The 21282-nt window shown below is 54.2% G+C and carries 18 protein-coding genes; 2 read left to right on the forward strand and 16 right to left on the reverse strand.

The window, feature by feature from the left end:
* Nucleotides 1-2 precede the first annotated feature (2 nt).
* The 9 genes from osmB to IM299_RS00240 form a co-directional block, all read right to left on the reverse strand.
* Complete coding sequence (osmB, locus tag IM299_RS00200) at nucleotides 3-221, reverse strand: osmotically-inducible lipoprotein OsmB (RefSeq protein ID WP_008501216.1); 219 nt, start codon at nucleotides 219-221, stop codon at nucleotides 3-5.
* Between the two features lie 261 nt (nucleotides 222-482).
* Entirely contained in the window at nucleotides 483-1235 is a 753-nt protein-coding gene (locus IM299_RS00205; protein ID WP_041909650.1) for a DNA-binding transcriptional regulator YciT, read from the reverse strand.
* Nucleotides 1236-1278: 43 nt separating this feature from the next.
* Entirely contained in the window at nucleotides 1279-1461 is a 183-nt protein-coding gene (locus IM299_RS00210; protein ID WP_041909652.1) for a hypothetical protein, read from the reverse strand.
* A gap of 118 nt (nucleotides 1462-1579) precedes the next feature.
* On the reverse strand, nucleotides 1580-3571 hold the full coding sequence (gene pdeR, locus IM299_RS00215; RefSeq protein WP_028013393.1) for a cyclic di-GMP phosphodiesterase: 1992 nt from the start codon (nucleotides 3569-3571) through the stop codon (nucleotides 1580-1582).
* Nucleotides 3572-3891: 320 nt separating this feature from the next.
* Nucleotides 3892-5826 carry an exoribonuclease II gene (locus IM299_RS00220; protein ID WP_045260657.1) on the reverse strand — a complete coding sequence of 645 codons (1935 nt, stop codon included), beginning with the start codon at nucleotides 5824-5826 and terminating at the stop codon, nucleotides 3892-3894.
* Between the two features lie 88 nt (nucleotides 5827-5914).
* The gene (locus tag IM299_RS00225) at nucleotides 5915-6901 is read right to left on the reverse strand and encodes a CMD domain-containing protein (RefSeq protein ID WP_193356801.1); all 987 of its coding nucleotides are present in this window, start codon (nucleotides 6899-6901) and stop codon (nucleotides 5915-5917) included.
* A 154-nt stretch (nucleotides 6902-7055) separates the two neighbouring features.
* Nucleotides 7056-7844 (reverse strand): enoyl-ACP reductase FabI, encoded by a 789-nt coding sequence (gene fabI, locus IM299_RS00230; protein WP_003856831.1) that lies wholly within the window; start codon nucleotides 7842-7844, stop codon nucleotides 7056-7058.
* 270 nt (nucleotides 7845-8114) lie between these two features.
* Nucleotides 8115-11210, reverse strand: a complete 3096-nt coding sequence (locus tag IM299_RS00235; RefSeq protein ID WP_193356802.1) for a multidrug efflux RND transporter permease subunit — start codon at nucleotides 11208-11210, stop codon at nucleotides 8115-8117.
* 136 nt (nucleotides 11211-11346) lie between these two features.
* Nucleotides 11347-11733, reverse strand: coding sequence for a hypothetical protein (locus tag IM299_RS00240; protein WP_041909660.1), 387 nt, complete (start codon nucleotides 11731-11733; stop codon nucleotides 11347-11349).
* A gap of 271 nt (nucleotides 11734-12004) precedes the next feature.
* On the opposite strand from IM299_RS00240, the gene IM299_RS00245 reads away from it, so the two are divergent.
* Both IM299_RS00245 and IM299_RS00250 read left to right on the forward strand, forming a co-directional pair.
* The gene (locus IM299_RS00245) at nucleotides 12005-12709 is read left to right on the forward strand and encodes a response regulator (protein ID WP_041909662.1); all 705 of its coding nucleotides are present in this window, start codon (nucleotides 12005-12007) and stop codon (nucleotides 12707-12709) included.
* Nucleotides 12706-13770, forward strand: a complete 1065-nt coding sequence (locus IM299_RS00250) for an ATP-binding protein (RefSeq protein ID WP_193356803.1) — start codon at nucleotides 12706-12708, stop codon at nucleotides 13768-13770. Before IM299_RS00245 ends, IM299_RS00250 begins: the two co-directional genes overlap by 4 nt.
* A 14-nt stretch (nucleotides 13771-13784) precedes the next feature.
* On the opposite strand, the gene IM299_RS00255 is transcribed toward IM299_RS00250, so the two are convergent.
* From IM299_RS00255 to pspF, 7 genes are all read right to left on the reverse strand, one after another.
* The gene (locus tag IM299_RS00255) at nucleotides 13785-14699 is read right to left on the reverse strand and encodes an ATP-grasp fold amidoligase family protein (RefSeq protein WP_041909666.1); all 915 of its coding nucleotides are present in this window, start codon (nucleotides 14697-14699) and stop codon (nucleotides 13785-13787) included.
* A 161-nt stretch (nucleotides 14700-14860) separates the two neighbouring features.
* Complete coding sequence (gene sapF, locus IM299_RS00260) at nucleotides 14861-15667, reverse strand: putrescine export ABC transporter ATP-binding protein SapF (protein ID WP_041909668.1); 807 nt, start codon at nucleotides 15665-15667, stop codon at nucleotides 14861-14863.
* A 1-nt stretch (nucleotide 15668) separates the two neighbouring features.
* Entirely contained in the window at nucleotides 15669-16661 is a 993-nt protein-coding gene (gene sapD / locus IM299_RS00265) for a putrescine export ABC transporter ATP-binding protein SapD (protein ID WP_028013384.1), read from the reverse strand.
* Complete coding sequence (sapC, locus tag IM299_RS00270; RefSeq protein ID WP_028013383.1) at nucleotides 16661-17551, reverse strand: putrescine export ABC transporter permease SapC; 891 nt, start codon at nucleotides 17549-17551, stop codon at nucleotides 16661-16663. The genes sapD and sapC overlap by 1 nt, the downstream gene beginning before the upstream one ends.
* Entirely contained in the window at nucleotides 17538-18503 is a 966-nt protein-coding gene (gene sapB, locus IM299_RS00275) for a putrescine export ABC transporter permease SapB (RefSeq protein ID WP_041909670.1), read from the reverse strand. Before sapB ends, sapC begins: the two co-directional genes overlap by 14 nt.
* Nucleotides 18500-20140, reverse strand: coding sequence for an ABC transporter substrate-binding protein SapA (gene sapA, locus IM299_RS00280; RefSeq protein WP_028013381.1), 1641 nt, complete (start codon nucleotides 20138-20140; stop codon nucleotides 18500-18502). Before sapA ends, sapB begins: the two co-directional genes overlap by 4 nt.
* Before the next feature lie 88 nt (nucleotides 20141-20228).
* Nucleotides 20229-21221 carry a phage shock protein operon transcriptional activator gene (gene pspF, locus IM299_RS00285; protein ID WP_193356804.1) on the reverse strand — a complete coding sequence of 331 codons (993 nt, stop codon included), beginning with the start codon at nucleotides 21219-21221 and terminating at the stop codon, nucleotides 20229-20231.
* Nucleotides 21222-21282 lie beyond the last annotated feature (61 nt).

Genomic DNA, 21282 nt, shown 5'->3' on the forward strand with positions numbered 1-21282 from the left:
AATTATTTGCCAACCTGGTGACCGATAATACCACCGACAGCAGCGCCGCCTAATGTACCCAGCGTACTACCATCCGTTAATACTGCACCACCGAGCGCACCAGCACCGGCGCCAATTGCGGTGTTACGGTCACGTTTAGACCAGTTAGAGCACGCGCTCAGGGACATTGCTACAGTGATTGCCAGAACAGCGGCGGCTAATTTTTTGCTGGTTAAGGTCATAATACTTTCTCCTGAATTATCGATTCACGGAAAGATGTACACATTAAGTATAGTCAAAATGAATACTCAATTCTTTTTTCCGTGAAAGCTGGTCGCGCAGGCGTTACGTAATCACGCAGGTGATAGTCACTTCCTGTTATATCGCTAACATTAATTTTACGACTTTACGGCAGGTTAAACAGGTAAAAACTCTTAAAGGATGGATAGGAATCCTCTCAGACGAAGGGGGCATATGCGCCCGGAATACGGGCGCAAATGGACTCAGGCGGGCGTTTTAATAATATCGACAATCAGACCGTCATCTTCCAGTTTATTACGATGTTCATCGCTTAACCTTTCGTCGGTAATTACGCGGCTAAAGCGTGAGGCTGGACCCATGGTGTAAGGATGGACGGCACCAAATTTAGAGCTGTCGGTCAGCACAATGGCTTCACACTCTTTTTCCAGAACGGCATTCACAACGTCAGATCGCATCATATCCCGGCCGGTGAAGCCTGTCTCCGGCTGCCAGCCGTCAATACCGATAAACGCCTTACTGAAATGGACCTGCTGGACATACTGCCGGGTTAGCGGGCCTACCATGCTCTCACTTTTTTTCTGGTAAATGCCGCCCAGCAAAATCACCTCACAGCGCGTCTCTTTGAGCAAATGGGCGATATAGCTGCTGACGGTGATGATGGTAACGTCTTTTTGTTCGGCAAGCGTACGTGCCAGAAGAGCGTTGCTGCTGCCGTTTTCAATAAAGACCGTCTCGCCAGGGTTTACCAGCGATGCGGCAAATTCTGCCAGTTCTCGTTTAAGCGCGTAGTTATTCATCATGCGCGTCTCAACGTCGTCGCTGTCCAGCGGCACGGCATAGCCATGCGCACGGCGCAGGTAGCTCTGTTTTTCCAGCAGGTTAAGATCCTGACGGATGGTCACTTCTGAAACGCCGGTGGTTTTAGCCAGCTCAACGACGCTTACGCGCCCCTGATCGATGACCATCTGCAAAATGAGTTGTTGTCGGGAATTCATAGCATCCAATTAATAAAGCGAAACGAGGTCTGAGACAATGGGATTAGACTTCCCACGGCGCTTTAGGCTGTCGGTTTTCGGGGGCATTGTCAGCGCCATCCTGAGCGAGAAGTTCAGACTTCAGGATCTCGAGATTACGGATCGCAGAGTGATAATCACCCGCCACCAGGATATCCAGCACGGTATCAATACGTTGTGCTACAGCTTGTGGATCAATAGTAGACATCATCTCTCCCCAGGAGCGAAAAGTTAATAATTTCAATGATGCAGAAAATAGGTTCAAAAGAGAAGGGAAAAAACGCCATAACGAAATTACCTATACGAAAGTGAACCTCTGTATGACGTTAACGTTGTTGTCGCGCTTGATATCGTTTTAGCCAGCGCTCGAATGCGGCAGCGGGCATCGGCTTAGCGAAAAGAAAACCCTGCCGTTCGTTGACGCCGTTTTTGGTCAGAAAGGCATCTTCTTTTGCGTTCTCCACCCCTTCGGCAATCACCTGCAGGTTTAACGCCTGCGCCACTGCGACAATGGCGCGTACCAGAGACTGGGAGACAGAGTGCTTGTGAATATCTCTGACAAAAGCCTGATCGAGTTTAATGGCATCAATAGGAAAACGCGCCAGCTGGGAAAGGGAGGAGTAGCCGGTACCAAAATCGTCCAGATGAATTTGTGCCCCGAGCCGACTGAATTGCTGGATCACCGAGAGCGCCAGCTCTTCGTTTTCGATAAGACAGCTTTCGGTTAACTCAACGTCGATAGGGCAGTACTCAAAATGCAGATCCTTAAGCGCCTGCTTTAGTTCGCTGAAAATCGTCTGGTCGGCCAACTGACGTGCAGAGACGTTCACGGCCACGCGCAGGTTAATTCCCTTGTCACGCCATTTTGCCACCTGGCGAACCACATCAAGCATCACCCAGCGACCCAGCGGCACAATCAAACCGGACTCCTCGGCATAAGAGATAAATTCCAGAGGGGGGATCAGCCCGCGCTCGGGCGACTGCCAGCGGACCAGCGCTTCAAGGCTTCTGACTTCGCCGCGCCAGGTCATTTTCGGCTGGTAGTGGATCAGGAGCTGATCGTTATCCAGCGCTTTACGCAGGTTGGTGTCCAGCCACAGGTACTCAAACACGCGCTGGTTCATCTCGGGGGAGAAGACGCAGAATTTGCCACGGCCATTCTCCTTGGCGGTGTACATGGCGATGTCGGCATTGCGAATCACGCTTTCCCGATCGTTCCCATGCTGCGGCGCGAGGGCGATCCCCAGGGAGCAACCGGTGTAAACCTCAATGAGACCGATTCTGAACGGCTGGCGCAGGCGGGTCAGAATACGCGACGCCATCGCTTCCAGCGAGCCCTGAGAGGTATTGGTGGCCATAACGATAAACTCATCGCCGCCGAGCCGCGCTAAAACCTGCCCCTCATCCAGACAACTCAGAAGGGCAAGTGCAACCGCCTGCAGGAGCTGATCGCCGAACATATGCCCGTAGGCATCGTTAACCTTTTTGAAGTTATCGAGGTCGAGGTACACCACGCCAACCTGCGTGTCGCCGCGGCTATTGATGGCGTCTGAAATCAGCTCATGGATCGCATTGCGGTTGGGCAGGCCGGTGATGGTATCGGTATTGGCCAGCACGCGCAGGCGCTCCTGTGCCCGCCGTTCTTCGGTAATGTCGGTCCCGGAGCAGATAAGGAAAATTTCATTTTTACCGCTGCCGCTGTGAACGAATTTATTTCTGAACAGAAACAAGCGTTGCCCTTTTCGCGTTTTAATCCAGCGTTCGACTTCGTAGGAGCTGCCGTTGCGAAAGAAACCCGCAATGTTGCGCTTCGAGGCTGCCGCTTCGCTGCGGCTCATGAACAGTTCAAACACGTTTTGACCAATGACTTCATGTTCTTTCAGACCGGTATACTCTTCGCTCAGGCGGTTAAAGCGCTGGATATTGCCGTTTTGATCGAGAATGACAATGACGGAATTCGCTTCAGAAACAACCTGTTCCGCAAAGGAGAGTCCCTGAGCCAGATCGCGTGCCACGGAGGGCGTATCGTTCCAGGCGGAAGCCGTTCCGGCCCACTCGTTTCGGGTGATTTTGCGTCCGACAAGATGGACGGGAACTTGCTCGCCGTAAAGAGAGAGGTTAAGGGAAATGCTGGTGGTCATTACCGTTAGCTGGCGGATCTGTGCGGCCTGTTCATCATCCAGTACGATCTCCTGAGTCACGTCAGCATTTTCGCTGGCGGCAAGGTGCAGAGCGTTGCTGTCAGCCGACAATCGCCACCACGGGCTGTGAGTACCCATGTAACGAAACAGCAAATTTTGCTCAAGTTCGTCGATCATGATTTCTCCCGCCGCGACGCATTAGCGAACAAATTATTCATTAGTCGTCGACTTTTCCGTTGAAAATAGCGGCAAAGCCGCAGTGAAGGTATTGTTTTTCGCAGCTTTTTTATAATAAAACGCATCAGGCAGATAAAAATGCTGAGCGTATAAAATCCACGTGCCCGAACAGGGGAGCACTCTTTAACTGTAGATAATTATGGCTATTTTGGGCGGGCAGGGGCGGAAAAAGTAAGAAAAATGATGCTTTTGCGGGGGGAAAGACAGGGAGAAAATTGTCGGCCTTTCTGAACGGAAATGACCGACAATTGAGCAGGTTATCAGGCGACAGGGCGCGCAATAATACTGCGGGTTTCCATGCGAACTTCAGCGATAGTTACATCAATCACGTCAGTGACTTTGTAAACCGTCTCGCCTTTAATTTGCACGGTGCCGCTTTCCTGACTGCAGACCAGTTCGTCACGAACGGCGTGCAGGAACGGGGCAGGGATAAAGGCGACCGCACCGTTATCCACCAGACGTACGCGCATTCCCCCGCGGCTGATATCAATAATTTCTGCCGCGAAGCGGGTATCGGTACCGGCTTTATCCTGCAGGAAGCGCGCGTATAGCCAGTCTCCAACGTCACGTTCCGCCATGCGGTTCAGACGGCGACGCTCGGCCATCTGTAGGGTCGTGTCGTCCTGAGGACGGGCAATGGTTTCGCCCTTAATAATCGCTTTCAGCAGGCGGTGGTTAACCATATCGCCATACTTACGGATCGGGGAGGTCCAGGTGGCGTAGGCTTCCAGACCGAGGCCAAAGTGCGGGCCTGGCTCGGTGCTGATTTCCGCGAAGGACTGGAAGCGGCGAATACGGCTATCCAGGAAACCAGACGGCTGAGCGTCCAGCTCGCGGCGAAGCTTGCAGAAGCCCGGCAGTGTCAGCACTTCTTCCGGATCAACATGCACATCGTGATTCTTCAGCAGGGCCGCGAGCGCTTCGGTATTGGCCGGATCGAATCCGGTATGAACGTTGTAAATACCGAAGCCCAGCCTGTCGCGCAGCACGCGCGCGGCACAGATGTTGGCGGAAATCATCGCTTCTTCGACGATGCGGTTAGCAATGCGTCGCGGCTCGGCCACGATATCCAGCACTTCGCCTTTTTCACCGAGAACAAAACGATAATCCGGACGATCCTTGAAGACCAGGGCGTGAGTCTTACGCCACTCGCCGCGGTTCAGGCAGATGCGGTGCAGCAGACGAATCTGTGCCGCGATAGCATCGGATTCAGGTTTCCAGCTGCCGGTGTTTTCCAGCCAGTCGGAGACATTGTCATAGGCCAGCTTGGCTTTGGATTCGATGGTGGCGGCAAAGAATTCGATATCGTCTTCAATCGTGCCATCTGCGGCAATGGTCATGCGGCAGGCGAGAACCGGGCGCACCTCATTTGGGCGCAGCGAGCAGAGGTCGTCAGACAGTTCGCGCGGCAGCATCGGGATGTTAAAGCCCGGCAGGTAGTTGGTGAACGCGCGGATTTTCGCCGTTTCGTCCAGCTTGCTGCCTTCCACAATCCAGGCGGTTGGATCGGCAATGGCGACGGTCAAATGCAGTTTGCCATCGGCGCTCTCTTCAGCGTAGAGCGCATCGTCCATATCTTCTGTGCTGGCGCTGTCGATGGTGACAAACTCCAGCGCGGTAAGATCGCGGCGCGCCAGGCCTTCATCCTGCATCTCAGTTGCCACGCCGTTCGGCGCTTCTTTTTCAAGATTATGGCGCGCCAGCGTGACCCACCACGGGACGAAATGGTCGTCGCCAAAGGTGATGAACTGGGTCAGTTCAGCATAGAAACCGCGGTCGCCTTTCAGAGGATGACGGCGCATTTCTGCCACGGCCCAGTCACCTTCTTTAAAATCATGCTCAACGCCGCGGGCGGCGCGGCAGGGAATGGCATCTTTCAGCAGGGGGTGATCCGGCACGACAGAAAGACGATCGTCCTTTCTCTGCACTTTGCCCACAAAGCGGGTCAGGAACGGCTCGATCAGTTCTTCCGGCTCGGCGGACTCACGTTCCTTCTCGGTATGGATGACGGCCATGACGCGATCGCCATGCATCACTTTCTTCATCTGCGGTGGCGGAATGAAGTAGCTTTTCTGCGCGTCAACTTCAAGGAAGCCAAAGCCCTTTTCCGTGGCTTTCACGACCCCTTCTGCACGCGGCGTCTGGGAATGCAGTTGCTGTTTAAGCTGCGCTAGCAGCGGGTTGTCCTGAAACATAATGTTCTATTTTCGTAGCCATTGAGCGGCTGACAGTTTTACGCGATTCTCACTGCTACAGCAAGCGCTCTTTGGGGAAAGAGTGTGGTTATTCCGCTTTGCCGGACGCGACTTTTAGTCGATTGATCCAGCCCTCCAGCGCGCATTGGCTGAGCAGGTTGATCGCCTGAACGGCAGTAAGTCCTTCTTCCGTGAGCGGGGTAAATTGTGCGGCGCTGAAGCGGTCCGGCGAGCGTGTCAGCAATTCGGCTGCTGCCGAAAGCGCCGGAGGAGGCAGCGAAATCGTTTCCCGGCTGTTTATCAGGATCTCCCCCATCAGGTCGAGCAAGGTCGGTTCATGGCACAGGACCGGCGTCAGCGCCTCAAGCGTGGGCTCTGCCTGCCAGCGGGAGAGGGACTCAAGCTGATGCGCACTGGCATAGCGAAGCTCGACCACGGGCAGAAGCGAGATCCACGCGTCGGAGGACGTTGGCAGGGTGTGCGGCTGAATATGATGGCCCGGCAGCCAGCGGACGGGATGGCCTAGCAGTGCCTGAAAGACGGCGACCACGCGCGCCTGAAAACCGATAAAGCCGATTATCTGGTTAATTACCACAACGTCATAGATAGACAGACCTACCTCATCAAGCTGGTTTCGCGCCTTATCATCAATGATGTCAGGTGAGCTGGCGAGCTGGCGGGCATACTGCGTGATTTGTGCCAGCCGTCGGTTACTTTCGCGGGAGGAGTCAGGGCCCGGCAGCGGGGCGAGGAGGGCGGCGTAGTGGTTGCACAGCCGCTGAACGCCGCAGGCCTGCGCCACCGTCAGCGCGGTACTTAACCGATCGTAGGCGCTAAGCGTTCGCAGGCGGTTTACGGGAAGTGAGAGCGGGAACAGCTGGTGACATAAGGATCTGGCAGGAGCGAGCCAGCCGGTACAGGCGGCGACAATTTCATCTGGCAGGGCTAAATCGAGCAAAAAACGATCGTCGACGTTAGCGGCTTCGGGCACCAGGGGCAGCACATCCGGCTGCGCGTGGTTTGACTGGGTTTCGTGATACCAGTGGCCTTTGCCGGAAAAACGGCGTTGTTCCATGGGCGTTCCTTGATCTCAAAATGGCGATCAATATCCTGGCGTAAGGCAGATAAAGGGAAAAATATTGTTAGGTGATAACAAATAGCAGAACGGAATAACGAAGGGGAGTGCGGAGGGGGAAAGCTCTCTTCCCGTGCGGGAAGAGAGCCACAGCTTATTTAATTTCCAGCTCGTTCATTGCAGCGATGTTGAAGCCGCCGTCAACGTGAACCACTTCGCCGGAGATACCTGCGGAAAGGTCAGAGCACAGGAATGCAGCAGAGTTACCCACATCTTCAATGGTAACGGTACGACGAATCGGGGTAACCGCTTCGCAGTGTGCCAGCATTTTACGGAAATCTTTGATGCCGGACGCCGCCAGGGTGCGGATAGGGCCAGCAGAGATGGCGTTAACGCGCACGCCTTCTGGACCCATTGCGTTCGCCATGTAGCGGACGTTGGCTTCCAGAGATGCTTTCGCCAGGCCCATAACGTTGTAGTTAGGGATAGCACGCTCTGCGCCCAGGTAGGACAGGGTCAGCAGCGCTGCGCCCGGGTTCAGCATTGCGCGGCAAGATTTCGCCATTGCAACGAAGCTGTAGGAGCTGATGTCGTGCGCGATTTTAAAGCCATCACGGGTTACCGCGTTCACGTAGTCGCCGTCCAGCTGGTCGCCAGGAGCGAAGCCGATGGAGTGAACGAAACCGTCGAATTTCGGCCATGCTTTTGCCAGTTCAGCAAACATGCCGTCGATGCTTTCGTCTTGTGCAACGTCACATTCCAGAACAATGCTGGAACCCAGCTGCGCGGCAAACTCTTCAACACGGCCTTTCAGCTTGTCGTTCTGGTAGGTGAACGCCAGCTCAGCGCCTTCGCGATGCATTGCCTGTGCGATGCCGTATGCGATGGACAGTTTGCTGGCAACGCCAGTCACCAGAATGCGCTTACCGGAAAGAAAACCCATAGCTTTAATCCTTATATTCATTGCTTATTTTGCCTTGTAATTCATAGCGTTACAGGCAGTATTTCAAAATCATTCGAAATTAGCTCGAAATTATAGCCCACTCACGGCCCCTTGTGTCACGATATTTCTCGTCGATCTCCGAAGAGGAATGCCCCAAAAGGTGAGGCGCGGGCTGGCGGGGGCTCAAAATTTCAGCATTCGTCCAGTATATCACCCGGCAGCAGCTTCGCCTCATCCAACCAGCAAGGTTCCGCGATCCGTCAGCGGTATTCACACTTTCCTGGCGTTTTCAACGAAACGCGCAATGACAATAAAGAATACCGGGACGAAAAAGATCGCGAGAAGCGTGCCGCTGATCATGCCGCCAAACACCCCGGTGCCGATAGCGTGCTGCGTGCTGTCACTCGCGCCACGCGCCAGCATCAGTGGCACCACGCCTAACGTAAAGGCTAACGATGTCATCAAAATAGGGCGCATACGCTGGCTTGCGGCCTGTATTGTTGCCGCCAGCAGGGGTTGTCCTTCCCGGTGGAGCTGCCTTGCAAACTCGACAATCAGAATGGCGTTCTTGGCGCACAGGCCTATCAGGGTGATAAGACCGACCTTAAAGAAAACATCATTCGTCATGCCCGCAACGGAGACGGCAACCACCGCACCGATAAGCCCCAGGGGAACGACCAGCATGACCGCAAAGGGAATTGACCAGCTCTCATACAGGGCGGCGAGCACCATGAACACGACCAGTATCGACAGAACGATCAGACCCGGGAGCTGAGATTCGGATTTTCTCTCCTGCAATGAGCTCCCGGCCCACTCGCCGGCCATCCCCTGCGGTAAATCCCGTGACAACGTCTCCATGGCTTTCATTGCAGTGCCGCTGGATTTGCCCGGGGCCGCACTGCCGGTAATGCGGATAGCAGAATATCCCTGATAACGCGTCAACTGCTGCGGCGCAACGTTCCAGGAAAGCGTCGCAAACGTAGATACTGGCACCATCTGCCCCATACGGTTTTTTACCGATAATTTCAGGATCTGCTCAGGCTGCATGCGGTAAGGGGCGTCGGCCTGAATAATGACCTGCTGAACACGGCCCTTGTTCGTGTAGTCATTAACGTAGTTCGACCCCATGTTGACCGAGAGCGTCTGGTTGATTTCATCAAATGAAACGCCCAGCGCTTCCGCTTTTTCCCGGTCAATCTGAAGGGCCAGGCTTGTTCCTTCCGGCAGACCGTCTATATACACGTCACTCAGTTCAGGACGTTGATTAGCTTTCACAACCAGCGCATCGGCCGCTCTCTTTAACGCCTCGTAGCCCAGTCCCGCCCTGTCCTGTACGTACCAGGTGAAGCCCGAGGAGGTGCCCATATCCGAAATGGCCGGCGGGAGAAGGCTCATCGTGACGGCATCAGAGACGTTAGCCATGCTGGCCTGTATATGGTCGGCTTCATTCTGTGCAGTCGTACCCTGCCGATCTTTCCAGTCCTTCAGCGTGGTGAAGGCCATGGCCGAATTCGGTCCCGAGCCTGAAAACCCAAATCCCAGAATCATAATGTTGCTTTCAATATCCGGCCGGGCCGCAATTTCCTCTTCAAATTTTTTAACCACTCTCAGGGTGCGCTGCATTGTGGCATCGGAAGGCAGCTGGATTGAGGACATAAAATAGCCCTGATCTTCATCCGGAAGAAAGGACGAGGGCAGCGAAGAAAGCCCCAAACATAGGGCAGCACATAGCGCAACGTACAACAGCAGCATACGCCCGGTACGTCTCAGCACCGCGCCCAGCCCGGATTCGTACCACGTCGTGAGGGTACGAAAGCGGGCGTTAAACCCTGCTGCGAACCTGCCACCAACGTGCTTTGCTGCGCTGTGAGGCTTAAGTAGCGTCGCGCATAGTGCGGGGGTAAGCGTGAGGGCAAGAAATGCCGACAACAGTATGGGTACCGCCATGGAAATACAAAATTGTCGATAAATAATCCCGACGGATCCTTCGGCGAAACCCATGGGAATAAAGACGGCGGTAAGCACCAGCGTGATCCCGATAATTGCCGGCGTGATTTCTTTCATGGCCTCCCGGGTCGCGTCGCGCGGAGAGAGTTGTTTTTCTTCCATCAGGCGCTCAACGTTCTCCACGACCACAATGGCGTCATCTACGATAATCCCTATCGCCAGAACCATGCCGAACATGGTCAGAATATTGATGGAGTATCCACTCAATAGCATCACCGTGAAGGTGCCAAGCAGTGCGACGGGGGCAACAATCGCCGGGATAAGCGTACAGCGTATCTTATGCAGAAAGAGCAGCATTACGAGGAAGACCAGAACCATCGCTTCCACAAATGTCTGCACCACCTTCATGATGGAGAGCTTCACAAAAGGCGCGGTATCGAAGGGAACTGTAAACGTCATTCCTTCCGGCAACACCTGAGAAAGTTCGTCGATGCGTGCGCGTACGCCTGCAGCCGTGCTCATCGCATTGGCGCCAGGCGATAGCTGGACCGCCGCAGCCGTTGCGGGAACCCCATTTTCGCGGATACCGAAAGCGTAGCTTTGCAGGCCGGACTCAATGCGCGCGACGTCGGACAGCTTCAGCCTTGCGCCGGAGGCCTCTGATTTCAGAGTAATATTCCTGAAAGCCTCTACGGAAGTGAGTTGCCCCTTCACGGTGATCGGATACGTTACGCCTTGCCCTTCAGATGCCGGTTCATCTCCCGTTTTGCCGGGCGAAACCAGGGCATTTTGCTGGCCAACGGCGGTAAGCACATCGCTCACCGAAAGTCCGTAGCTATGAAGCTTCATCGGGTCCAGCCAGATGCGCAGCGCTTTTTCGCCACCAAACAGCTGAATTTTCCCTACTCCAGGTACGCGGCGAAGCTCGTCGCTGACATGCCGGGCAAAGTAATCGCTTAAATCGGCTTCCTCAAATTTACCGGTTGCGGACTTGAGCCCCACCATCATTAAAAAACCGGAATTGGCCGCCTCGACGTTGATGCCATTTTGCCTGACCGCCTGTGGCAAACGCGGCTCCACAATTTTAATCTGGTTCTGAAGGTCCATCTGCGCCAGCTTGATGTCCGTGCCGGGCTTAAACGTCACGGTAATAGACGCAGAACCGGTTGTGTCACTGGATGATTCGAAGTAAAGCAAATTATCGACGCCAGATATTTCGCGCTCAAGTAACGACACCACCGACGTATTCATAATATCGGGGCTGGCACCCGGGTAGGTGACAGAAATAATAATCCCAGGCGGTGCCACCGCCGGATACTGCGCAACCGGCAGCCGGGGGATAGACAATGCGCCCGCCAGGACGATAAAAAGCGCCACGACCCAGGCGAAAATGGGACGTTCAATAAAGAAATGAGGCATTAATTTAACTTCCAGATATGTGACTATTTCAGTGAGTTATTTTGTTCAAGATGGTGTGATGGAGAGTCTACAACTCGCCTGTTTAGCGGACATGGGCGGTTTATGGAGAGAGTGTGGAGCGAAACAACACGGTTGTTTAAATCATTCTCACGATGAGGTACAACGGTGAACCGCCAAAAAAGAGAATTAAATAACACTCATAGTAAAACACCAAATCGTTAAAATCTGGCGTAGCGTTCAGCAGCACAGTGAACGTAATAATGAGATAAACAAAAATCACCATTAGCCAGAAGGCGATGAGAAGTAATTCAGTGAACGCGCCTGCTTTGTTTTGTATTATCAGAGAGACAACCGACAAGGCAATGCAGCCATAGATCATGGGGGAAGAGAGTAGCGTTGCGGCGACTTTCTCATCCATTTTATGCATCAATACCAGCCAGGTATAAAGTAATCCCCACGATAGCAGCAGGAAGAGAGAAAATATGCCGATTTTTTTAGGAGAGAAGTATTTCGAAAGTTCCATGTTCATTATCTCAGCCAAATTCAGAAAGCCATTAAGCGACAGGGGTATTTACCACGTTAAACGAAAGACGGTTTAACTCCGAATAACTATTGTGGGCTGACATTGTCGAGTCTTTATTGACTGAATGTGTAGGCTGTATGGAGAAATTGCCGGGCACTTAAATTAATCCAGGAAATTTTCGCGGCCACGGCACTTTTTCCCGGAGTCTGTGTCTTATTGTGCTAAAGATATCTGATAGCGTGCTCAAAGGGATTTCACCCGCGGAGATAAAATGAACAAAAATACTCTAATCCTTGTTGTTGAAGATGAAAACGAAATTGCCGATATACTGATGAGATACTTAGAGCGTTCTGGGATGAAAACGCTGAGAGCCCGGCAGGGCGAGCAGGCGATAGCACTTAATCGGCTCCATAAACCCGATCTTATCTTGCTGGATATCCATCTGCCCGTATGCGATGGCTGGAGCGTACTCACGACGCTCCGTCAGGAAAGTTCTGTGCCCGTCATTATGGTGTCCGCACTCGATCAGGACGTGGATAAGCTGATGGGGCTCAGGCTTGGCGCGGACGATTACGTCATCAAACCATTCAATCCTTCCGAAGTGGTCGCGCGAGTTGAAGCCGTGCTGCGCAGAACCAGACCCGCTCTCCAGCAGGCGGGTGCCGTGCCTCTCAGGACGCCTTTTATTACGGTCTACCCGGACGATTTCTACGTTGAGGTCACCGTGGGCGAAGAGGTAGTCTCCCCAGTATTAACGACGACGGAATTTAAACTTCTTACTTACCTGGTGAGATACCCGCGAAAGGTCTGTTCCCGGGAAGAGTTACTTAACGCGTGTCTGCCGGAAGGCGATACGCTCGACAGAACGGTAGACAGCCATATGAGCAAGCTGCGTAAAAAGCTGGAGCTTGCAGGCCTTTATGGCGTTCCTGAGAGCATCAGGGGGATGGGCTATCGACTCGGGGAGAAAAAATGAACAGAGATTCTGTCCTGAGTCGGCAGATCTTAACGTATATGCTGCTGCTGACGTTTATGATCATTGCCATTGCGGTACTGGGCTCCTGGTTTTTTTACTCTTTTATTCTCGATCACCTCCCCGGCGGTGCCGTTGAGGGCGATGACGAGCAAATGACGATGTGGGACTGGGTGTGGATCGGGACCGCGACAACAATCAGTCTGATAATCGCGATATTTTTAACGATAAAACTTTCTTCACGAATACTCACCCCGTTAAACGCGGTAGCGTCCAGCCTGAGAAAAATTTCTCAGGGCCAGCTGGATGCCCGTGCTTATTGCACCAGCTCCCGTCTGGGAGAGGTCAATCATCTGGTCACGGATTTCAATGAAATGGCGGAAAAACTCCAGACGCTGGATATTCAGAGGAAATCCTGGAACGCCGCCATTGCCCATGAGCTGAGAACCCCGGTCACGATTTTACGCGGGCGGCTTCAGGGGCTGGTAGACGGCGTTTTTGAGCCGGATCCGCTGCTTTTTAATAATCTTCTCAAGCAGACTGAGGGGTTAACCCGTTTGATTGAAGATCTTCGGGTGATCAGCTCTGACGGCGGGGCGGGTTATACGCTGTATAAATCCAGAACGGACCTCAAAGGCACAATCCAGGATGCGCTTGATACTTTCATGCCCGAGTTCAAGCGCAACCAGTTTGCGATTAAAACAGCGTTGAGGGAACAGCGATGCGTGTTCGATCCGTTGCGCATCAATCAGTGTCTGGCCGTTCTGTTTGACAACGCATTACATTATTCAACTTCGCGGAAACTCATCGTAAAAAATGGCGTCTCTGATAAAGGCAATTATATCCTTATTGAGGATGGCGGGCCGGGCATCCCCAGGGAATTTCATGATTTCTTATTTCAACCCTTCCAGCGGGATAATGGTGCCAGAGATGTGAATCCTGAAGGATGTGGTTTAGGGTTATCGGTGGTAAAAGCCATCATGCTGGCTCATGGTGGCGATGTAACGTATACCTTATCGAAGCAAAACCACTCCCTGTTCAAACTGACCTGGCCCGATGCCTGAGTCCTGGCGGCAGGTCAGCCTGGCCTGCCCGCCGATAGCGGCAACTGCCATATATCGCCTAACTTTGTATCCCATTCCAGAGGGGTAATTCGCAGTTTGCCCCGTTTTGGGCTTAAGGTTATTTCACTGAAGTAAATTTCATCGCTTTTCAACATGAGGTCAACGCGGCAGTAGTCAAGACCCTTCGCCAGCTCCTGAGCGGCCAGCAGAGCCTCACGGAACAATTTCGGCTCGCCGGGCGCAACCGGCGTATTAGGATATTCCATCTGGAAGGGCTGTAAATTCCAGTGTCGGTCGTAAACGTTGATAAACTCTCTGCCGAGGTCATCCGTAAAATCGGCCTCAACATAGTGTGCGACCCCGTGAAAACAGTGAATTCTCAGCATTTCCGGCGTGCTGTTCCTGTCCGCATTATTGAAAAGATCGACATAGGGCTCACACAGTATAACGGGTGTAATATTTTTGTACTGCCACTCGCGCGTGGTGTAATACAAATTCTTCTTTAATGCGAGAGTGAGCTTTTTTCGGGCCTGCCGGTAATTGAACTGGTCTTTGTTTGTACAGATTATTGTGCTTCCGCTGTCATGATTGCACTTAAGGACGAATTGATCGGGCAGTGTTGAAAAATCGATATGCGAAAACCTGCGGTATACCCCAATCAAAGGCACCGCTTTTACTCGCGTTGTTCTGGACGCAACGTATTCGCGGACGGCGAGTTTATCGGCAAGCATTGTGTAGAGATTATTATGGTCATAGACCAGGCGATGACATATTTTTTCACTCAACGTAGTGGGTGATTTAATGTCAGGGGTTATGCCTGATGTCTTTTTGAGTTTTGCAGTATGAAAATTGAGGTCCGTCATGAAATATGAACGGCATTTTCTGATGAGATACTCCGTATATTTTAGAACATATGTGGTGGTGTTCATTTCTTCTCCTCCGTAATATCCCGGTATTCTGGAGAAGAACTATTGATGGATATTGCTTAAAATATGGAGCAGGGATGGAGATAAAAAATAAAAGGATTAAATAGCGCACGCAGGCTATTTAATCCTTATTTGAGCGGAGCAATCCGCGTTTACCGCCGCGCTTAACGGTCTTTTCTCCACGCATCGGCGGTCAATGCTTCACCGAAATGCCCGGCAATCAGCCTTTTCGTCAGCTCATGAAGCGGGGAGGCCATCACATCCGCCGTGCTGCCGCGCTCGACGACTTCCCCCTGGTGCATGACCATTACCTGATCGCTGATGTGCTTCATCATCCCCAGGTGCTGGGTAACGTAGATGTAGGAGATACCCTGCTTTTCCTGTAATTCGAGCATCAGGTTAATCAGCTGCGAGCGCATAGACATATCCAGCGAGGCAAGCGCTTCGTCTGCAACGATCACTTTCGGGCGCAGAATCAACGCGCGGGCCAGACCCAGACGCTGTTTCTGACCGGGGGCCAGCATATGCGGGTAGTAGCTTTCGTGATCCGGTAACAGCCCAACCATACGCAGCGTTTCGAAGATACGCTTGCGGCGCGCCTCTGGCTCCAGTTCGGTATTCAGACGCAGAGGGAAATCAAGGATCTGCGAAATGCGCTGGCGTGGATTAAGCGAGGTAGACGGATCCTGGAAGATCATGCGGATGCGCTGGCTGCGGAAAGAGTAATCGCCAAACTGCAGAGGATGATCGTCAATCAACACTTCTCCAGCAGTGGGCTCGACCATGCCGGCAAGCATTTTCGCCAGCGTGGATTTACCGGAGCCGTTTTCGCCGATGATCGCCAGCGTCTGTTTTTCACGCAGGGTAAAACTCAGCGGTTTAACCGCTTCGACAGTCTGACGATGAAACAGCCCCGTGCGATAGCGAAAGGTCTTAGTCAGATTGCGGACTTCCAGCAAGGTTTCGACCATTTCACTCTCTCTCCATGTTCAGCGGGAAATGACAGGCGTAAAGATGATTTTTGGCGCCGGTCAGGCGCGGCGTTTCGATACATTTACGCTGAGCATACGGACAACGCGGCCCCAGCCGACAGCCTATCGGCAACGATTCCAGCAGCGGAATAGCTCCGGGCAGGGTATTCAGACGGCTCTTGTGCGGCATGGCGCTGCCAAAATCAGGAATAGCGCGGATAAGCGCCTGCGTATATGGATGGTGCGGCGCGGCGATCAGCTCCTCACTCGGGGCAGTTTCGACCGTTTGCCCGCAGTACATCACGTCAATTTTATCCGCCCATTTGCTGAGCATTTGCAGGTCATGGCTGATCAGCAAAATGGTGGTGTTATTGTTCTGGTTCAGGCGCGACAGCAGGCGGAAAATTTGTGCCTGGGTGGTCGGCTCCATCGCGTTGGTGGGTTCATCCGCAATCAGCAAACGCGGCTGATTAGCCAGGGCGATGGCAATCATCACCTTCTGGCATTCACCGTCGGTCAGCTCATACGGGAAGCTGCGCATCGCGTCTTTATGGTCTTTGATCCCGACGCGGTGTAATAGCTCAATGGCGCGGCGCTTGCGCCAGCCGAAACGCTGCCACCAGCGGCCTTTATAGGTCCAGCCGGGAATGTTCTGCATCAGCTGTTTGCCTACGCGCTCGGACGGATCGAGGCAGGACTGTGGCTCCTGGAAAATCATCGAGACGTTATGGCCGACCAGCTTGCGACGCTCGCGCGGAGAGAGGCGCAGCAGGTCTATATCGTCGAACCGCATGCGGTCGGCGGTCACGCGCCAGTTGTCTTTCGCCACGCCGCAGATCGCTTTGGCGATCAGGCTTTTTCCCGAACCAGATTCACCCACCAGCCCGCGAATCTCGCCCTCGGCGAGAGTAATGCTGATGCGATCGACGGCTTTAACCCAGCCTTCACCGGTTTTGAATTCAATGGTGAGGTTGCGAATATCAAGAAGCGGCATTATTGCACCCCCGCGTTAATTGCACGGCGAATACCGTCGCCCAGCAGGTTGATCAGCAACACGCTTACCATAATCGCCGCCCCCGGCAGCATAACCGTCCACGGCGCCACGTAGATCAACTCCAGCGCGTCACCGAGCATCGCACCCCATTCAGGGGACGGCAGCTGCGCACCGAGGTCGAGGAATCCGAGCGCAGCGATGTCCAGAATCGCCATCGACAGCGCACGGGTGATCTCGGTGACCAGCCCGGCGGCGATGTTTGGCAGAACGGCAAACCACAGAATATTGAAGGTCGTCGCGCCGTCCAGACGGGCCGCAACGACATACTCTTTTTCCAGCTCGTCATGCACCATGCTGTAAACCGAGCGCACGATGCGGGGGAGGATAGCCAGCCAGACGGCGAACATGGCATGCGACAGATGCGGACCGGCAAAGGCAACCACAATGATTGCCAGCAGCAGAGACGGAATCGACAGCAGCGTGTCCAGAATGTGGTTCAGCACCGCCGAGCGCAGGCCATGCGTGGAGCCCGCGAAAATACCGAGCGCCAGTCCACAGAGCGTCGCCGCGAGCGTCACGACAAACGCGCCGCCCACCGTCGGGGCAGCCCCGCTTAACAGACGGCTCAATACGTCGCGTCCGAGATCGTCAGTGCCGAGGAAGAATGAGACTTCGCCGTAGCGTGACCAGGAAGGCGGTAGCAGCTGATAGCCAAGGAACTGCTGATCGATGCCATAAGGCGCAAACCACGAACCAAAGAGGCAAAGCAATACCAGACCGGCGCAGCCATAAAGGCCGATCATTGCCGTGGTGTCACCATAGAACTTACGCCACACGGTACGCAGCGCACCGGGCGTGCGCTTTTCACTGTAAACGTTATCGTAAGGCATACCATTCCTTATGCTTCAATGGGTTAGCCATCGCACCCAAAATATCGGACAACACGTTAACAATAATGACCAGCGAACCAATCACCATCACACCCGCTGAGATAGCAGCATAATCCTGCTGACGGATGGCGTTAATCAGCCAGCGTCCCAGCCCGGGCCAGCTAAAGACCATCTCGGTGATCATGGCCAGCGTAAGCATGGTGGAAAACTGCAGCCCCAGGCGCGGAATTACCGGCGGCAGAGCGTTGTGCAGGACGTTGCGGCGCAGTATGGTCAGGCGCGACAATCCGCGCGTGGCGGCAGCTTTGACATAGTTCTGCTCAAACACCTCGATGGTACTCAGGCGCATCAGGCGGATCACCTCGGTTGTCGGCGCAACCGCCAGCGTCAGCACCGGCAGTACCATATGACGCAGGGCGCTGACGATCATCTCATGGCGCCAGACGGAATCGGACAGCCAGGCGTCAATGATGGCAAAACCCGTTACCGTTTTAACCGTATAGAGCAGGTCAAAACGGCCAGAGACCGGTAGCCAACCCATCGTCAGCGAGAAGAACAGCGTCAGCAGCAGCGCCAGCCAGAATACCGGGATAGAGAAGCCGAGCAGGGCAAGGGCGCTGATAAACTTATCCTGCCATTTGTTGCGGTAGATCCCGGCCAGCATGCCCACGGGAATACCTACCATCAGGGCAAAGCCGAAGGCCAGAATGCACAGCTCCATCGTGGCCGGGAACACCTCTTTCAGCTGCTCGGAGATAAGCTGCCCGTTGATGCTCGACACGCCGAAATCCCAGTGCAGCAGACCATTAAACCAGAACAGCCAGGCATCCCACAGCGATGAGCCCTGTAGCGGGGCGTGCGGCGTGAAATAGCTCAGGCTGAAGCCGACAAAGTTCAGGAAAAAGAGCGTCACCAGCAGTAAAAGGAGCCGACGCAAGGTAAAAATAATCATGGTTTTTTCACCTCTTGTTCTTTTTCACGCGATACGCCGGCGAACGAGGCGTTGCCGAACGGGCTCAGCACCAGGCCTTTAATATCATAGCGGTAGGCCTGAAGGCGCAGGGAAGAGGCCAGCGGAAGCACCGGCAGTTCCTGAGCGAGTATCTTTTGCGCTTCATCGTAAGCGTCAATGCGCGAGGCCAACTGTTGGGAAGAGAGCGCTTTTTGCAGCACGGCGTCGAACTCCCGGTTACACCAGTGGGCGTAGTTGGTCTGCGAATTTATCGCAGCACAGCTCAGCAGCGGCCGGAAGAAGCTGTCCGGATCGTTACTGTCGGTAGCCCAGCCTGTCAGGGTGAGGTCGTGATTCATATCCATCAGGCGCGCCTCCTGGAAACGGCCCTCAACCGGTACGATGATCACCTTTACGCCCACCTGCGCCATGTCCGCCTGCAGCAGTTCAGCGGTTTTGAGCGGGCTCGGGTTCCACGCCTGGGAGCTGGTGGGCACCCAAAGCTGGAGCGTCAGGTTTTCCGCGCCCAGCGCTTTCAGTTGTTCACGCGCTTTTGCCGGATTGTATTCCGTAATTTTAGCCTCACCGTCGTAGGCCCACGAGGCGCGCGGTAAAATTGAGGCGGCGGTTTCCGCCGTGCCGTAGTAGATCGACTGCATCAGACGCTGGTTGTTGATCGCCAGCGCCAGAGCGTGACGTACGGCAGGGTTGTTCAGCGGCGGCTTATCGGTGTTAAAGGCCAGATAAGCGATGTTCATCCCCGGGCGTAACGTCAGACGCAGACGCGGATCGTCGCGCAAAATGGTGAGCTGGCTGGCAGCGGGCCAGGCGAGCACGTCGCATTCCCCGGTGAGCAGTTTCGAGAGCCGTCCCGTTCCGCCAGACCCGAGATCGACCACCACCTGCGGCATCAGCGGCGTACCGCGCCAGAAATGTTCGTGGCGCTGCAGGCGAATATATTGCCCCGCGCGGTATTCGGCCAACTGGAACGGGCCGGTACCGACCGGCTGGCGGTCGAGCAGCTCCTGACGATCTTTTTTCGTCAGCTTCGCCGCGTATTCGGCGGACATAACGGACGCATAGTGGGTCGCAAGGTGCCAGAGGAAGGAGGCATCCGGGCGCGTCAGCGTAAATTCAACCGTCCGGCTGTCCAGCTTGCGCACGCTTTTAACGGTGTCGGCAAACTGCAGGCTGTCGAAATAGGGGAAATTATCCCCATTGACGTTATGCCACGGGTGGTTACGGTTAAAGATACGCTGGAAGGTGAAGACCACGTCATCCGCGTTCAGCTTGCGCGTAGGGGTAAACCACGGCGTACGCTGAAACGCGACATCATCGCGCAGGCGAAAACGGTAGGTTGCACCGTTATCCAGGACTTCCCAGCTTTCCGCAAGTTCAGGCACCAGGCGATAGGTGTACGGGTCGACATCAAGCAGACGGTCGTAAAGCTGCGCGGCGAGCGTATCCACAATCAGGCCGCTGCCCGCTTTTTGCGGGTTGAAGGTATCCACCTGGCCACTGACGCAATAGACGAAGCCGCTGTCACGAATGTCAGGCTGCGTAGACTGCCCGGGCGCAGCAAACGCCAGGCCGCTGAACAGACCGAGTGCAAAAAAGGACGATAAAACCAGACGCATAATTTTTAAGGTTTTTAGGTTCGATCTGCAAAGTGTATCGCACTTACGCCTGCTTCGTAAAAATGTCTGCGGGTAAGTGCCGATATTGTCAGCGCATTTGATGTTTTTTAAGCAATGCCCGTAACTGATGGTAGGTCAGGCCCAGGAGTTCGGCCGCGCGTTTCTGGTTATATTTCGCCGCCTTCAGGCTTTGCTCCAGCAGCTGTTGCTCCTGCTCGTGCTGGAACTGGCGCAAATCAAGGGGCAGCGCGGGAGTATCGCCTGACGATGACGGGGAGGAAACCGGCGGCGCATTGCGCTGAAAAGGATCGATAATGATATTGTCCAGCTCCGTCTCGCTGCTGCCGTGGCGGTAAACAGAACGCTCAACAACGTTCTTAAGTTCGCGGATATTTCCCGGCCAGCGGTAGGCCAGAAGTGTCTCCCGCGCATGATCGCTGAAGCCGGGGAAAAGAGGGAGACCGAGCTCGCGGCACATCTGAATCGCAAATTGTTGAGCAAGCAGCATGATGTCGCTTCTCCTGTCGCGCAGCGGCGGAAGCTGAACGACGTCAAAGGCCAGGCGGTCAAGCAGATCGGCACGGAATTTCTCCTCCGCGACCATCTCCGGCAGATTGGCGTTGGTGGCGCAGACCAGGCGCACGTTAACCTGCAGCGGCTGGCTGCCGCCGACGCGCTCCAGTTCACCATACTCAATCACGCGCAGCAGCTTTTCCTGCACCAGCATCGGCGCGGTGGCGAGTTCATCAAGGAACAGGGTGCCGCCGTCGGCGCGCTCAAAACGTCCCGGATGGCGCTTTTGAGCGCCGGTAAACGCGCCCGCCTCGTGGCCGAACAGCTCGGTATCGAGCAGGTTTTCATTCAGCGCCGCACAGTTTAGAGAAATGAAGGGGCCGTCCCAGCGTCCGGATAAATAGTGCAGACGGTTGGCAATCAGTTCCTTACCCGTGCCGCGCTCGCCGATAATGAGTACCGGTTTGTTGAGCGGCGCAAGGCGAGAAACCTGTTCCATTACCTCAAGAAAGCTGTTGGCTTCGCCGAGTAAGTTATCTTTGTATTGAGCCATGATGAAATTAACCACTCCTTAGCGATATTCACCAGGTCAGCATAGTTCTGTGGTGAATAAAAATCAATCACACCGT

The organism is Enterobacter cloacae complex sp. P47BA (assembly GCF_014930485.1).
GTDB classification, from domain to species: Bacteria; Pseudomonadota; Gammaproteobacteria; order Enterobacterales; family Enterobacteriaceae; genus Enterobacter; species Enterobacter bugandensis.